This is a genomic window from Streptomyces sp. NBC_00691, from assembly GCF_036226665.1.
In the GTDB taxonomy this organism is placed as follows: Bacteria; Actinomycetota; Actinomycetes; order Streptomycetales; family Streptomycetaceae; genus Streptomyces.
This window is the reverse complement of the sequence record NZ_CP109007.1, coordinates 8195028-8210322: the sequence shown is the minus strand read 5'-3', so window position 1 is coordinate 8210322 and position 15295 is coordinate 8195028. Positions and strand designations below refer to the sequence as shown.

Annotated in this window: 12 protein-coding genes and 2 pseudogenes; 3 read left to right on the top strand and 11 right to left on the bottom strand. The window is 70.0% G+C overall.

The window, feature by feature from the left end; translation table 11 throughout:
• From OG392_RS36775 to OG392_RS36765, 3 genes are all read right to left on the bottom strand, one after another.
• Nucleotides 1-2046 carry a CocE/NonD family hydrolase gene (locus OG392_RS36775; RefSeq protein ID WP_329286838.1) on the bottom strand — a complete coding sequence of 682 codons (2046 nt, stop codon included), beginning with the start codon at nt 2044-2046 and terminating at the stop codon, nt 1-3.
• Between the two features lie 70 nt (nt 2047-2116).
• Nucleotides 2117-3397: an ATP-grasp domain-containing protein gene (locus OG392_RS36770; protein ID WP_329286837.1), complete on the bottom strand. Its 1281-nt coding sequence runs from the start codon at nt 3395-3397 to the stop codon at nt 2117-2119.
• 484 nt (nt 3398-3881) lie between these two features.
• Nucleotides 3882-4301 carry an MmcQ/YjbR family DNA-binding protein gene (locus tag OG392_RS36765; RefSeq protein WP_329286836.1) on the bottom strand — a complete coding sequence of 140 codons (420 nt, stop codon included), beginning with the start codon at nt 4299-4301 and terminating at the stop codon, nt 3882-3884.
• A gap of 498 nt (nt 4302-4799) precedes the next feature.
• Between OG392_RS36765 and OG392_RS36760 the strand changes: the two genes are divergently transcribed.
• Nucleotides 4800-5252: a phospholipase gene (locus OG392_RS36760; RefSeq protein ID WP_329286834.1), complete on the top strand. Its 453-nt coding sequence runs from the start codon at nt 4800-4802 to the stop codon at nt 5250-5252.
• Between the two features lie 124 nt (nt 5253-5376).
• On the opposite strand, the gene OG392_RS36755 is transcribed toward OG392_RS36760, so the two are convergent.
• The 6 genes from OG392_RS36755 to OG392_RS36730 form a co-directional block, all read right to left on the bottom strand.
• Nucleotides 5377-5529 carry a hypothetical protein gene (locus tag OG392_RS36755; protein ID WP_329286832.1) on the bottom strand — a complete coding sequence of 51 codons (153 nt, stop codon included), beginning with the start codon at nt 5527-5529 and terminating at the stop codon, nt 5377-5379.
• A 287-nt stretch (nt 5530-5816) separates the two neighbouring features.
• On the bottom strand, nt 5817-6170 hold the full coding sequence (locus OG392_RS36750; RefSeq protein WP_329286830.1) for an STAS domain-containing protein: 354 nt from the start codon (nt 6168-6170) through the stop codon (nt 5817-5819).
• 1 nt (nt 6171) lies between these two features.
• Nucleotides 6172-7455, bottom strand: a complete 1284-nt coding sequence (locus OG392_RS36745) for a PP2C family protein-serine/threonine phosphatase (RefSeq protein WP_329287676.1) — start codon at nt 7453-7455, stop codon at nt 6172-6174.
• Nucleotides 7455-8258: an alpha/beta fold hydrolase gene (locus OG392_RS36740; protein WP_329286828.1), complete on the bottom strand. Its 804-nt coding sequence runs from the start codon at nt 8256-8258 to the stop codon at nt 7455-7457. The genes OG392_RS36745 and OG392_RS36740 overlap by 1 nt, the downstream gene beginning before the upstream one ends.
• Before the next feature lie 232 nt (nt 8259-8490).
• Nucleotides 8491-8718: a DUF5133 domain-containing protein gene (locus OG392_RS36735; protein WP_329286827.1), complete on the bottom strand. Its 228-nt coding sequence runs from the start codon at nt 8716-8718 to the stop codon at nt 8491-8493.
• A gap of 206 nt (nt 8719-8924) precedes the next feature.
• Nucleotides 8925-9806 carry a hypothetical protein gene (locus tag OG392_RS36730; protein ID WP_329286826.1) on the bottom strand — a complete coding sequence of 294 codons (882 nt, stop codon included), beginning with the start codon at nt 9804-9806 and terminating at the stop codon, nt 8925-8927.
• Between the two features lie 255 nt (nt 9807-10061).
• On the opposite strand from OG392_RS36730, the gene OG392_RS36725 reads away from it, so the two are divergent.
• Complete coding sequence (locus OG392_RS36725) at nt 10062-10700, top strand: GNAT family N-acetyltransferase (RefSeq protein WP_329286824.1); 639 nt, start codon at nt 10062-10064, stop codon at nt 10698-10700.
• 265 nt (nt 10701-10965) lie between these two features.
• Here OG392_RS36725 and OG392_RS37645 read toward each other — a convergent pair.
• Together OG392_RS37645 and OG392_RS36720 are read right to left on the bottom strand one after the other, a co-directional pair.
• Nucleotides 10966-11400: pseudogene (locus tag OG392_RS37645) on the bottom strand (AbfB domain-containing protein); the annotation flags it as partial.
• 60 nt (nt 11401-11460) lie between these two features.
• Nucleotides 11461-13791, bottom strand: a pseudogene (locus OG392_RS36720) (AbfB domain-containing protein); the annotation flags it as partial.
• Nucleotides 13792-14564: 773 nt separating this feature from the next.
• Here OG392_RS36720 and OG392_RS36715 point away from each other — a divergent pair.
• Nucleotides 14565-15044 (top strand): MSMEG_6728 family protein, encoded by a 480-nt coding sequence (locus tag OG392_RS36715; protein ID WP_329286821.1) that lies wholly within the window; start codon nt 14565-14567, stop codon nt 15042-15044.
• Nucleotides 15045-15295 lie beyond the last annotated feature (251 nt).

Below are 15295 nucleotides of genomic sequence, written 5' to 3'. Positions count from 1 at the left end.
CTAGACGTGGGTGCGTGGGACGTGTTCGTTCCAGGTCCGCGAGAACACCCGGCGCCCTCCCTCGTAGCCGTCCAGGGTCGCGTCGACGTGGAACGTGTCGGCGTCCGACGTGAGGACGGTGCGGGTCTCGACCCGTACGTCCCAGTCCGGCCGGGCGAAGGTCATGGTCCAGGCCGACTCTCCGCGCACCGAGCCGAAGTCCTCGGCGATCCAGCTGTACTGCTCGCAGGCCCTCAGCCCCACGTCGATGCCCGCGTCCTCGTACCGCTGGACCCCCTGATCCTTGACGATGTCGAGCACCGACCGGTAGTTCACCAGGTCGCGCGAGACCGTCCAGGCCTGTTCCGGTTCGCTCAGCCGCGTGACGACCGGCGGCGCGCAGCCCTCCGGTTCGCCGAAGGGGCGCAGTTCCGCGTCGGACGCCTCGTCGGCGGTGCGGACCGGCAGGGTGAGGGAGCTGCCGCTCTCGTACACGGTGAGCAGCACCGGTTCGGGGGCGGGCCAGACGAGCGGCCAGTACGACGTGGACAGCGACAGCCGGATGCGGTGACCGGGCGGGAACGCCTGGGCGACTCCGTGGAGCGGCACCCTGACCGTATAGCGCCGGCCGGGGCTCAGGACGTCTGGGGCGGCCTCATTGTCGCGGTGTACGAGATTGAGCACGCCGTAGGTCACCCGGGTCGATCGGCCGTCCGGTGCGACGTCGGAGAGACGGACGTTCAGCTGCGCAACGGGAGCGTCGGCGGACAGCTCGACGACGACGGCGGGTGCGCCGAGGATCTCGATGCGCTCGGCCAGAGGCTCGGTCTGGAAGACGAGCGAGCCGCCGTCCTCCTCGCGCTGGTCGTACGGAAGGTCCGGCGGGGCGTTGTACGACGCCCACTTGCCGGCGAACTGGCCGACGGAGAGCGGGGACTGGACCGTGTGTGCGTGATCCGCGACCGGGGGGCCGTCGTCCGGACCGGGCGTCCCGGGCATCCGGAGCCCGCCGCCCCGAAGGAGCAGTACGGTCTCGGTCACGTTCGGGGAGGGCCAGGAAGGCTCGCCGATCCACCTGCCCGGCCGCTCCTCGTACGAGGTGGAGGGCGGGACGCTCTCCTGCATCCAGGTTCGCAACATGGGTCCGTCCATCACGCCGTTGTCGACGCCCTTGAGCCAGTGGTCCCACCACCGCACCACCTCTTGGAGGTATCCGATGGCGGGGCCGGGTTCACCGAGGTGTGGAAGCTTGTGCGACCACGGGCCGATCAGGCCCTTGCGCGGCACGTCGACGTGCTTGAGCAGGCGCGTCACGGCGTTGGAGTAGCCGTCGGCCCAGCCGCTGGAGGCGAGTACCGGGCACCGCAGGGCGCTGTAGTCCTCGCTCAGGCTGGCGTGGCGCCAGTAGTCGTCGCGCTGCGGGTGACGCAACCATTCCAGTACCCACGGGCGTGCCGCCTCTAGGCGGTCGCCCCACATCTCGCGCCAACGGTCGCCGACCACAGCCGGGTCGGGCGGGCAGGTGGCGTAGGCGAACATGGTCCCGGCCTCGGCGAGGTTGTCGGAGAGCATGGCGCCGCCCAGGTAGTGCATGTCGTCCGCGTACCGGTCGTCGGTGAACGAGGAGACACAGATCGCGCGCAGGCTCGGCGGTCGGCGGGCCGCCACCTGGAGGGCGGCGAAGGCGCCCCAGGAGATGCCCATCATTCCCGTGTTGCCGTCGCACCAGGGCTGTTCCGCCAGCCAGGCCAGGACCGCCTCGGCGTCGGCCTGCTCCTGTTCGAGGTACTCGTCGAGGAGGACGCCGTCGGATTCTCCGGTGCCACGGATGTCGACCCGGACGCAGGCATAGCCGTGTCCGGCGATGTAGGGGTGGTGGATGGCGTCGCGGGTGGAGGTGAGGTCGTTCTTCCGGTACGGGATGTACTCCAGGACCGCGGGGACGGGTTCGGTGTCGGACGAGGTCGGGCGCCAGATCCGCGCCGAGAGCCGGGCTCCGTCGGCCATCGGGATCGTGACGTGCTTCTCCTCCTTGATCGCGCAGGGGAGTTGGTCCACGTATCGCATGGGGGAGCGACCTCCTGAGTGGTCGGTGAGTCTGGCATCGTGGGCGGCTCGGCCGACGGACCGTGGCCGGTCAGCCGAAGGTGAGGCCGAGAGCCGCCACCGCGCGGTCGAACTTGCGGCGGAGGTCCGCCTCGTCGTCGCCGCCGGTGAAGATGTGGGCGACCTCGTAGCTGTAGCTGTCCTGCTGGGAGACAGTGGAGAGCTGCTGCCCCTCCTCGGGGACGATGTCGATCCGGACGCCGGGGATCTCCCGCTCGATGGCGGCGATCCGCTCGGGGCTCGGTATCCCGTGCACGGTTCCGTCGGCGAACCAGCGGTAGTACCACTTGGCTGCCATGGCGTACTTCCCGCGGCCGCTGGGGAGCGCCGGGTCGCGGTCGAGCGCCAGGCTGATCATCCGGCTGTGGTTGGGGGCGCCGTCGACGTACAGGAAGAGCTCCGCATGCGCCTGCGAGTGGCGGGGGTTGATCTCCAGCAGGCTGACGTCGCCGGTATGAGGATCGTAGAAGTACTCGATGCTGAAGGTCGCCGAGTCGAAGCCGATCTGCGACATGGTCCGCTCGCTGACTTCGTGCAGTACGCGGATCACGTCGGGCGGAAGGGTGCTGGGGTACTGGTGCCTCAGGAAGCACGGTGAGTCGGGGTAGTCGATCGAGTCCAGCACGCCGTAGACCGTCGGCCGGCCCTGGTAGACGTATCCCTCGACGGCCACCTGGATACCGGTCATGGCGTCCTCGGCCAGGCAGACTTCCCCGCCGACCCCGCGCATCTCCTCCGGCAGGTCCAGCAGATCGAGGACGGTCTCGAAGGGCCGCCCGACGCGGCCGATGCCGGCGCGTATCTCCTGCACCGCGGCCCGGAACTCGGCCTCGTCCTTGACGCCGAAGGCGAGCTCCGAGGAGTAGGCGAGGGCGGGCTTGAGCCACATGGGGAAGGACACGCCGTCGGGCGGCCGCGGATCGTCGGTGCCCAGGTCGACGCGGCCGAACCGCGGGTACGCGTCGACGGCCTTCCGCTGCTCCAGGCGGCTCCAGTACTTGTGCTCGCACTTGACCACGGACTCCAGGCTCGTGGTGCGGGTGCCGTACTCCTCGCCGAGTATCGGAACGAGGGTGCTGACGGGGAAGTCCCAGTAGCCGACGATCGCGTCGATGCTTCCGTCGTGGGCGTCCAGGACGGACCGGGCTCTGTCGAGGAGGTGGTTCACGGAGACCTCCCCTTCCTGGAGTTCCTCGATGGTGAGCAGACGGTGGAAGCGGTAGGAGTCCGCGTCCGGGACCGCTTGCAGAGTCGGCAGGTTGGCGTCGTCGAGTCCGACGACGAAGATGTTCTTGAGCTGGCCCTGGGGCACGTCGCTGTCCTTTCGGAGTGATCCGCTCCCGTACGTCGGTCCGCCTGCCCGTGCCGGCGCACCTCATGCGAGGACGTGTCCTCCGCCTCGTCCCGCGCACCGCCGGGGACCGGCGTCCGGACGAGCGGGAACGTTCCCGAAAGGGGCGACGCCCCCGCGAGAACGTTCCCGAGCGGGGCGACGCCCCCGCTCACCGCCCGCTGTCGTCGTGCCTACGGACGACCCCCGAAGGGGCGAGCCCGGTGCCAGCAGGAACGGTTCCGGCCCGCGCCATACCCGCTGTGGTGATGATTTCGCTGATCGCCGTAGGGGTGGCGCTCGGCATGCGTCGTCGGCGTCGGCTCCGTTCGCAGTACGGTCCGGAGTGCGACCGCGGACCGCGGAGGCGGATCCGCCTTCCGCACCCCCGCCCCCGACGGCCTGAGCGCGGGTCGTCGGAAGCGTCACGACCAGTCGGGCTGTGCGCCGCGCGGTGGCCCGCCCGTCAGCTGGGCGGCGGCTGGAGCGGAAGCCGGGCGGCGAGGAACTTCGGAGCCATCTCGCGATAACTGTCGGTGATCACTTCGGAGAGCTCGGTCCAGTCGGTGTGGTCACCGAGGACGGCGACGACAGCGTTGTGCCCCCACTCGGCACGGAAGAACGGGGACCCCGTGGCGGTCAGGCCGAGCAACTCGTCGGCGGGTGCCCGGAACGTCATCACGACCGGTTCCCGCTCCGCGGTCGCATACGAGGCGTAGACCGGGGAGCGTTCCACTTCCGGCGCGTAGACGTGGGCGAACGTCCGTCGGCGGATCCGCCAGCGCACCCCGATCCAGGCTGGTTCCTCGTACGACTCGGGCAGCCGGCGGCAGATCGACCGCAGCCTGTTCAGGATCTCCGGCGGCACGTCTCCAGGACTTGACATGGGCCGACACTATCGGCCGACCCGGTCACGGTGCCGGCCGGCGGTGCCGCGGTGCCGCCGGTGCCGCCGGTGCGGACGGTACCGAGGGAGCGCCGTGCGGCATGATCACGCCATGACGAGTCCTGCCTCCTTCCGGGACCCGGCCAACTGGCCCGCGGCTTCGGCTTGGGCTTCGGCTTCGGCTTCGGCTTCGGCTTCGGCTTCGGCTTCGGCTTCGGCTTCGGCTTCTAAGAGCTGGCCATAGAAGTGGGGTCGACCCAGGACGCCCGCATCCAAGCCGTGCTGGGTGCGCTGCGTTCCGCTGAGCGCTGCCGGCCCCCCGTGGGCACGGGCCCGCGATGGCATGAGGCGGGGTCACGGCTCCCCCCGGCCGCTCGCGCCGCCCGCGCGACGCGAAGACCCACCTGCCAGGGGCTGTACAAACGCTGTCGCCCCGTCAATCATTTTGTCATGTACCTGCGCCCCATCAAGCGGGGCGCAGCCTCATGGAGGTATGGGATGCGCCAAAGGCTCTCCGTCGGCCTGTCCGCTTCGGCCCTCGCCCTGCTCACCACCGTCGGCACCGCCACGGTCGCCACGGCCGCCCCGGCCGACAAACCCCAGGTGCTTTCCAGTTGGACGCAGACCAGCGCCTCGAGCTACAACCTCTGGGCCGCCGCCCGGAACAACCAAGGCGCCTGGTCCGCCTACGCCTTCGACTGGTCGACCGACTACTGCTCCACCTCGCCGGACAACCCCTTCGGCTTCCCCTTCTCGATGTCGTGCGCCCGGCACGACTTCGGCTACCGCAACTACAAGGCCGCGGGCTCCTTCAGCGCCAACAAGTCCCGTCTGGACAGCGCCTTGTACGAGGACCTCAAGCGCGTCTGTCTCAACTACGGCGGAGCCACGAAGACTGCCTGCAACAGCACGGCATGGACCTACTACCAGGCGGTCAAGGCCTTCGGCTGACCGACGGTTCCGCCCCGCCCCTCGTCCTTCCCGTCCTCCGGATCGATCCCGATCCGGGAACGCGGGGCTGGGACGGGGGGTTTCGCGTGTGCCGATGAGCCGCCGTGCGTGCCGCCGACCTCCGTCACCGCTCCTTCGAGAACCACCCGAGCGACCGGATGACGGACGAGCCGATGAAGAGGATGCCGAGGGGAACGACCGTGAACCACATGGCACCGGCCTTCACGGCCGCCAGCAGGACGATGGCGCCGATGGCCAGCGCCAGGAGAACGAGCATGCCCAGAAGGACTCGAAGCTTGGAAACCAACGGAGGACTCTCCCATGTTCTGTCGGGTTCGTGTCGCTGGACAGTGCTCGTCACCCGTCGAACCGTCGGCGACGGTCGCCCAGGAGGCAGCGGGCTGCCCGACGTGACACCACGGCTCCGCCAGGAAGCCGGTGGGGCGAGTCTTCCAACGCCGGCTTCCGGAAGCATCAGTAGAACTACGTAATCGCGTACGCAAGTTCACCGCCCGGCCAGGGGCGGGAGCCCATGGCCGGGAGCCCATGGTTGTCGAGGACGGCTCAGAGCGACTCGGAGCGGGGCGCCGTGGCCGTCGCGGTGTCCGGGTGGATGGTGAAGACCCGGTCCAGGCCGACCACGGCCAGGATCCGGGCGGTGTTGGCGGGGACCGCGGCCAGAGCGATGTCGACCCGCTGTTCGATGGCCAGGTTCCGGCTGGCCAGCAGAGCCGTGATGCCGCTGGAGTCGCAGAACTCCAGGCCACCGAGGTCAAGGACCAGCAACTGGCCGCCGACAAGAGTCAGATGACCCACGGCCTGGCGGAGTTGCGGCGCCGTCGCGTAGTCGAGGTCCCCGGTGATCTCCAGTACGGGACCGGTGGACGCGTCGAGGGCGGTGATCGTCAGCGGGCTCATCTCAGGTCTCGCTCGCGGGGGTGGGAAGGGACGCGGGGCGCGCGGAGGGCACGCCGAGGGCGAGCAGTGCGGTGTCGTCGTCGAGTCCGTCGCCGAATCCGGCGATCAGCTCGGTCAGGGCACTGATCAGTGCCTGCGGGCCGGCCGGGGGCCGGCCGACGACGGAGGCGCGCAGGGCGTCCTCGCCGTACAGCTCCCGCTTGGGCCCGGTGCGGGCTTCGGTGAGGCCGTCGGTGTAGAGCAGCATGGTGTCGCCGGAGGACAGCCGGGTGTGCGCGGAGGCGAACTGGACGTCCGGCAGGACGCCGACGAGCATGCCTCCGGGGGTGGGCAGGTAGTCGGCGCTTCCGTCCGCGCGCTGGATGAGTGCCGACGGATGTCCGCCGGAGGCCAGGTGGACGTCTACGTGACCGTCGCCGGGGTGCAGGGTGCCGAAGATGGCGGTGCAGTAGCGGGTGTCGCCGCTCGTGTACCGCTGGTGCAGCACGGTGTTCAGGGTCGTCAGGACGGTGATCGGGTCGGGGTCGTGCAGGGCGGCCGCGCGCAGGGTGTACCGGGTCAGCGAGGTGACCGCCGCGGCTTGGGGCCCCTTGCCGCACACGTCACCGAGGAAGAACGCCCACCGGCCGGTACCGAGGGGGAACAGGTCGTAGAAGTCTCCGCCGAGCAGGTCCCGGGAGGCGGTGTGGTAGTGGGCCGCGGCCTCCAGGCCCGGGATGGCGGGCAGCTGGGCCGGCAGCAGGCTCTGCTGGAGGACGGCGAGGGCTTCCTGGAGACGGTCGCGGTCGGCCTCGGCCTGTCGGCGGGCTTCCTCGGCCGCACGGCGGCCGCGCAGCAGCTCCATCTCGTACGCACGGCGGTCGCGGGCGTCGAAGACGCTGGTGCGGATCAGCATGGGCTCACCGCTCTGGCTGGTCTTCACCCTCGACGTGACCAGCACCGGCATCCGCTGCCCACCGACAGCCTTGATGTCCAGGGCGACACCGCTGACCTCGCCCTCCAGCTGCAGCGTCGGGGCGAAGTGCGTCTCGTGGTACAGCTTGCCGCCCACCGTCAGCAGGTCGGCGAACCGCATCCGCCCCACGACCCGGGCCCGCTCCAGACCGAGCCACTCCAGCAGCGTGTGGTTGATCTTCGCGATGGTGCCGTCCATCAACGTCGACAGGTACCCGCACGGAGCCTGTTCGTACAGTTCCTCCGCGCTGTCCTCCAACATGGAGGTGAACGCCGCGTCCGCGAGGTCCACGTCGGGCTCCCCGTCCGGGTCCTGGGCGGTACGGCACATCATCCGGTCGTCCCGAGGAAGCCGGTGATCGCCGCGGCGGTGGCCCCGGGTGCGCTCAGCTGCGGGCAGTGCCCGGTAGCCGGCAGCGTCACCAGAAGGCTCCCGGGGATCGAGGCGTGGACGAAGGCGCCGACCTCGCGGGGGGCTATCACGTCCTGCTCGCACTCCAGAACCAGCGTCGGCACCGCGACCGTCTTCAGATCCTCCCGGCTGTCGGACAGGAACGTCGTGCGGGCGAAAACCCGCGCCATGTCCGGGTCGGTCGCGCAGAACGAGGCGGTCAGCTCCTCACCCAGTTCCGGCCGGTCCTCGTTCCCCATGATGGCCGGGGCCATCGCGGCCGACCAGCCGAGGTAGTTCGACTCCAGGGACTCCAGCAGCTCGTCGATGTCGTCGGCGCCGAACCCGCCCCGGTACCCCTCGTCGTCGATGTAGCGGGGCGAGGGGGCCACCATCACCAGGCGGGAGAACCGCTGCGGCGCCTTCGCCGCGGCGAGCACCCCGACCATCGCACTGACCGAATGGCCTACGAAGGTCACATCCCGCAGGTCGAGCTCCTCGCAGATCTCCAGCACGTCCAGCGCGTAGCCCTCCAGCGAGCTGTAGCGCCGCTCGTCCCACGACGCGGCGTCCGCCCGGCCCGAGCCTACGTAGTCGAAGAGCACCACCCGGTACTCCGGGGCCAGGGCGGGGAGCACCAGTCGCCACATGTTCTGGTCGCAGCCGAACCCGTGCGCCAGCAGAAGGACCGGCCCCTCCGCCCGGCCGGTGACGGTGACGTTGTTCCTGCGGCGGATATCCATACCCGCCAGTCTCCCATCACTCCTCCGGACCACCGGCAGGGGAGCGCTTTGACGAGGCGTTTCATCGAGGCAGGCGTCGGCTCGCCCTTGTCTCCCGACCGCGGATCCGACCTGACGGTTCCGGCTCCTGCCCCTGGGCACGAGGAAGGCGCCTGCCGAGCCATGCCCGGCAGGCGCCTTCGGGCTGTCCCGGTCCGGTTCCGCGCCCGCCCCCGGCGCGGATCCGACCGGTTCAGGCCAGCAGGACCGAGTCGTCCTCGGGGCGCGCTCCGGGCAGGCGGTGGCGGGCGGCGATCAGCGCGGTGTCGACGTCCCGGGTACCGGTGGAGACACACAGCGTGTAAGCGAGGTCCTCCATGCGCCGCCGCACCTCGGGGCTCCCGTCCTCCGCGTGCAACACGCTCAGTGCCTCGTACTCCTCGACCAGCCTGCTCAGCACCACGGGATGAGCCATCAACACAGTGGATCTCTCCTCACCGCCCGGGCGCCGACCGCCAGGCTCGAAGCCCCGCGTACCCCGGTTACCGGAGGGCATGCCGACGCCCTGCGACGTGATCCTCGACACGTGCACATCACGCTCATCACCGTCACCGCTGTCTCCGGAGTCCGTACCGGGCGGCCGCCGGAGTCCGTACCGGGCGGCCGCCGGAAGCCTGTCCGGTGGCTTCACTCTCCCCCGCACCCACCGCAGCCACCGCAACCGCTGTCGCTGCCGCTGCCGCACGAGTCGACGTCGCCGCCGGCGCCTGATGTGTCACCGCTGTCGCCGCGGGTGCGGTGGCGGGTGGGCAGTGGTGGCGGGGGTGATGGCTTCGGGCGTTCCTTGGTGCGGGCGATCGCCTGGCGGGTCGCGTCGGGAAGAGCTGCGCGGGCGATCTCGGTCTCGTCCCGGCAGACGGCGTCGAGGGCCTTCCAGCGGCGTCGTTTCTCGGACGGCCAGAGGCATGCCGGGGCCCACTGGACCAGCAAGGCGGCCATGCACACGTAGAGCCAGGACATGCGGTGGGCTTCGGGGAAGAACGCCGTGGGGGCCAAGGCTCCGCCGGCGTGGACGCCCATGCCGAACGTGGTCAGCAGCGAGGTCGCGAGCATGAGGGACTGGCTCTTGCCCGAGGCGGTCAAGTGCACTACGGGTGCGCGGTGTTCGACGAGTTGTCGGAACGGGGCGAAGCGGGCTTCGGTGGGGATCTCGTGAAGTGGGGTAGCCGCCCTCGACGGCGTGGCGCGGATCGCTTCCGCCAGGGCGCGGAGGGCATGGTCCGTCTGCTTCCTCCCGCGGTGGGTGGGGCGGAGCCCACCCGTGGAGGACACCTTCACGGTGCCGTCGTCGACGAGCATGCAGACCGCGGTCTCGGCAGCCTCGGTCAGTCCGCCGAGCAGGAACGAGGCCTGTACGGGATGGGGCTTGAAGGCGAGGAGTCGCTCGACCACGCGCCGCTCGTCCTGGTCGCGGAACCAGCAGTACATCCCGCGCAGTCCGTTGCACAGCGCGAAGATCAGCAGCCAGAAGGCCACGATCCCCTCACTGTCGGTCAGCCACCAGTCCACGTCGCCCCCGTCTCGGTGTGGCGCCCGGCTCTACCAGGGGCCGGCCGGGGACCGCGCAGTTGAGCAGTCGCCCCCTCTGCCAGCACCAGACACGAACGCCGTGGCCGTGGTTCCCGAGGGGCGGAGACGGATGCCTCGGAAGCTGACGGGGGTTCGGCGGCGGAGCGGCGGATGCCGTGGGGGCACCGACGAGGTCCTTCCGCCTCCTGCGAAATGGCGTGCGGGAGCGCTCCCATTCTGGGATCGTCCCCGAGCATGCAGACAGAACCGTTTATTCGCCGTTATCGGGGTTCGGATCGGGCGGAGCTCGCAGAGATCTGTGTGAGGACGGCCCACGAGGGCGGAGATTCGTCCGAGATGTACCCGGATCCGGAGCTGATGCCGACGATCTTCGCTTATCCGTATGTGGAGTTGGAGCCGGATTTCGCCTTCGTCCTGGACGACGGGACGGGGCGGGCTGTGGGGTACGTGCTCGGTGTACCGGACACGGCCGCGTTCGTGAAACGGTTCCGTGACGAGTGGCTGCCGGTGGTGGAGGAGAGGTTCCCGGCACCGGAGTCGGGTGGCGGGACGGCGGCGGACATGATGGCGGGGCTCCTGCACACACCGGAGCGGATGGTGCTCGCGGAGCTGGCAGCGTACCCGGCGCATCTGCATATCGATCTGCTGCCGGAGTGGCAGGGCCGTGGGCACGGGCGCGCGTTGATGGAGGCACTGTTCACGGCGCTGCGTCAGGGCGGCGTGCCCGCCGTGCACCTGTGCATGGTGCAGGCGAACACGGGGGCGCGGGCGTTCTACGACCGGCTGGGCTTCGGGCTGTTGGACGTGGCCGACCCTGGACCGGTCTGGTATCTGGGGCGGTCGACGGCTGCGGAAGGACTGTCGGGGAGTTAGCCGTGGCCCCCCGGCGAGAAGCATTGGGCGCGCCGGGCGGTGGGGGGTCGGTGATGACGGTGGAAGGGGTCGGTGATGGCGGTGGGAGACGCGGTTTTGGTCGATTAAGGAGTTTGGTCGATCAAGGAGGTCGTCTGCCGGTACGGCCTGCGGCGGCACACCACCTGAGCCCGTAAGACCGAACGGGTCCCTCCGGGCGCAAGCGCTCGGAAGGACCCGCGGTGATGATCCCCGTCCGGCCCCCGCGGGCCGGGCGGGGATCCTGTCAGGGTGCCCAGGGCGCCTCGACCGACCAGCTGCTGTCGGCACCGAGGGTCTGGGGGCGGTCGAAGCCCTCGCTTCCGGCGCCCGAGGCGATGTACACCGCGGAATCGAAGTGGCGCAGATAGGAGCCGGGAATGTTCAGCGCCTCGAACGTGACGCCGGTCCCGCCGATGCCCGGGCGGGCGCAGAAGGTGGCGTCCTGACGGAAGAGCACCGATCCGTCGTCCGCCGCCGTGCGCACCCGGCTGTCGGCGTGCCGCAGGTACCGGCCGGGGTAGTTGACCGACTCGAACGAATAGCACGAGGAGTCGGCGAGTCCGCGGCGCAGCGTGTACGTGGCGTCCTGCTTCAACAGGGAGTTGCTGCCCGCGTCGACGATCTCGGTCCAGGCGAGGCTGTCGGCGTGCCGGAGGTAACGGTCGGTGTGTCCCCAGGTGGTGACGCGCAGCGAGCGCCGCACGTCGGTGGGCAGCAGGACCGAACTGCGCCACAGGGCCGGCTCACCGGTGCTCCAGGTCGCGTCGGCGGCGAAGGAGGACGCCGCGTCCCAGGCGTTGGGGCCGCCGCTGCGGGCGAGGTACACGCCGTCGGCGTAGTGACGCAGGTAGGAGCCGGGGAAGTTCAGGGACTCGAACGAGGAGCCGCCGGACGCGAGTCCGGTGCGGGCACACCAGGTGGCGTCGGCCGCGAACGAACCGCCGGTGTCGCCGTCGAGGCGCACCCGGCCACCGGAGTGGCGCAGGTAGCGGCCGGGGAGGTTCACCGACTCGAAGGAGTAGCAGCGGGGGTCGGCGAGGCCGGTGACGGTGCGGAACGAGGCGTCCTGGCGGGCACCGTCGGCGGAGGCCGCGGTCAGCACGTCGGTCCGGGCCAGGGAGTCGGAGTGGCGGAGGTGGCGATCGGTGTAGCCGGGGGTGGTGACTCGGAAGGAACGGACGTGGCCGAGGGTGAGGCCCGGCGTGGCGTTGAGGTTGCGGGAGGCGGCGATGAGGGCGCCGTGGGCGGCGCGGAGTCGGGCGGTGTCGACCTTCTGGACCCTGCGGTCGTAGCTGAACAGGCCGTTGTACTCGCCCTCGACGTCGGTGATCTCGGTGTACACGTACGCGGACAGGCCCTTGGTCGGCATGAGCTGCTGGGTGTCGCGGACCATGCCGGTGTACCGGTCGTCGAGCTGCGCGGCGCTGGACACCTGCTCGTAGGCGAAGAACCGTCCGTCGGGGCTGTACTCGTGACCGGGTGTACGCAGTCCGATGCCTCCGAACTCGCCGAGCACGGAGATGCGGGTGGCGGAGGGCCTGGGCCCGTCGGGGCCGGTGTAGACGTGCCAGTCGATGATGTCGCCGGTGCCCGGATCCCCCTTGGAGGCACAGCAGTTGTAGCCGCTGTGCGGGTTCATCAGCCGGCCGGGGTCGTAGTTCTCCAGGTCGGTGGTGACCCGCCGGGTGTCGTCGAGGTTCCACTCCCCCCAGCCCTCGTTGAAGGGCACGTAGGTGACGACGGCCGGCGAGAAGCGGTGCTCGTCGATGATCTCGCGGGCTTCGGTCTCGAACTCGGCGATCTGCGCCGGGGTGCGGTTGGCGTCGAAGGCGAGGGTGGAGGGGATGTCCTGCCACACCAGCAGTCCGAGCCGGTCGGCGTGGTAGTACCAGCGGGCGGGCTCGACCTTGATGTGCTTGCGCACCATGTTGAAGCCGAGGTCCTTGTGTTTCTGCAGGTCGGAGGCGAGAGCGGCGTCGGTGGGCGCTGTGTAGAGGCCGTCGGGCCAGAAGCCCTGGTCGAGGGTGCCGATCTGGATGACGAACTGGCCGTTCAAGGTGGGTCGCATGACGCCGTTGACGAGCTTCTTGCCGATCTCGCGCATGCCGAAGTAACTGGTGACGGTGTCCACGGCGGCGCCCGACGGGTTGCGCAGGGTGACCCGCAGGTCGTAGAGGAAGGGGTCCTCGGGCGACCATCGACGGGCGTTCGGCACGGGTACGGAGAACTCGGTGAAGCCGGCGGTGGCGGTGCCGACGACCTGGGCGCCGTTCAGCGCCTCGGCCTGGACGCTGTGGCCGGCGACGTCGCCCCGTGTGAAGACCTTCACCCGTGCGGTGTTCGTCGCGAGGTCGGCGCGGATGTCGACCGAGTAGATCGACGACACGGGGGTGGGTTCCAGCCAGACGGTCTGCCAGATGCCTGAGGTGGGCGTGTAGAAGATGCCGCTGGGGTTGACGGTCTGCTTGCCGACGGGTTGCTTCTCGCCGCGCCCGTCGGTGGGGTCGTAGACGCGCACGATGAGTTCGTTCGCTCCCGCGCGCAGCTGCGGGGTGATGTCGACCTCGAAGCGGTCGTAGCCGCCGCGGTGGCCGGTGACGCGGGTGCCGTTGACCCAGACGGTGGCCTCGTAGTCGACGGCGCCGAAGTGGAGCTGGACCCGGCGGCCGGACCAGTTCTGCGGCACGGTGAAGGTGCGGCGGTAGAACATCAGGTCCCGGTTGTCGTTGCGCATGATCCCGGAGAGCGCGGACTCCACCGGGTACGGGACGAGGATGCGCTCGGGCAGGGTCTGCCCGACGGGGGGCGCGGCGTTGCGGTCGACGTTCCCGGCTCCGTCGGCGGGCGGGTTGAGGAACTCCCACTCCCCGTTCAGGGACATCCAGTCGGGCCGCGTCATCTGGGGACGTGGGTAGTCGGGCAGCGGGTTCGTGGTGGACACCTGGGAGGTCCACGGGGTGGTCAGGGGCGGCGTCTTCGGGACGACGGCGGAGGCGGCGGTGGTGCCGGTGAAGACAAGGCCTCCGGCCATCGCCAACAGGGCCGCCAGACAGGCGACGATGCGTCGCATCGAACTCCTCCTGGGCGGGACGGCGCCCGGAACCGTCGGCACGCCGACCCTCATGACGGTCGAAGTTCGTTGGTTCCGTGCGGAGTTGGCGAGCGGCTCAGACAGCGGGCGAGTGGCCCGCTCCTCGGATGGGCCGAGGTGCCGGGGAACCTAACATGGAACAGTTCTCAACGGAATCCCTCGCGGAAGAACATGAAATTCAACAATTACCGTCGCACGGGGCAGGTAGGTCCGTACCAGTAGATTGACATGCGCATCTCAGACCACGATGCTGCGACACGGTCTTACATCGTTGTACACCGCGTCGGACCGCTCACGGGAGTACTCATGCACGATGCACTCCGTTCGAGGAGCTCTCCCTCCCCCGGGACCGGCGGAGACGGAGCACGTCGGTCCTGAGGCCGCGGCCCGACTCGCGCCCGCGGCGCGCCGCGCCTACGGGCTCCTCGCCGGTGACCGCACGTACTCGCTCTCGGACTGGCCACCGGAAGGCGGGAGAGGTTCGGCTGTCGGGCCCTGTCGAACGGGCATCGCGGCCCGTCGCCGGGATCAAGGGGAACCCCAGGCAATGCTCGTCGTGCCTGGCACGGGCCCTTCGACGGCGGGGTTCGCTCAGCGCTGCGCTGAGGGGACAGATCGTCTCCCGAAGCCCGGACGGGCCCCGCCGGAGAAAGGCGTTCGCTCGTTGCGCGCCCGGGCGAGACCACGTGTCGTGACGACCAGGCGCCCGACGCCCAGGTATGCGGACACCCTGCTCCGGGGACCAAGTACGTATGCAGACATTCCTCCCTTTCGAGAATTTCACCGATTCTGCGGCCGTTTTGGACCCGAAGCGTCTGGGCAAGCAGCGCGTCGAGGCCCTCCAGGTGTTCCGGGGCCTGACCGTGCCGGACTACGGGTGGCGCCGGCACCCCGCGGTGCGGATGTGGGTCGGATACGAGGAGGCCCTGGTGCGGTACGGCCTGGACGTCTGCGGCGTCTGGACCGACGAGGGCCGCGCCGACACCTGCTCCGTCACCCTCATGAACGACTATCGCGCCTGGCGCCCGTCGGCCTCCGTGCGCGAGCAGAGCGGGCTGACGGCCGCGGGCGAGCTGCCTCCCTGGCTCGGCGAGTCCGCGTTTCACCGCAGCCACCAGTCGGCGCTGCTGCGCAAGGATCCCGCGTTCTACCGGACCCAGTTCCCCGGCGTCCCGGACGACCTTCCCTACGTCTGGCCGGCTTCCGACCGGAAGGGCGACCAGGCAGAGTGACGCCCGCTCCCCCGACCTCGATGGGACGGACTCGGCGGGCGAGCAACCTGGTGGGTGGCCCTGTCGGAGACCTCGTCGTCCGCGACCGCGCCGGAGTTCTGCGGATCGGGCGTGGGTGACGCCTCCTTCGACGCACGGACGAGAACCGGCGGGGCTGGGGCGTCTCCCCCAGCGAGTACGAGATCGTGCACAGGCACTCGATCGGAGTCACGCGGACTGCATCCGGGTCGGGCCGGGCAACCGAAGTGCAG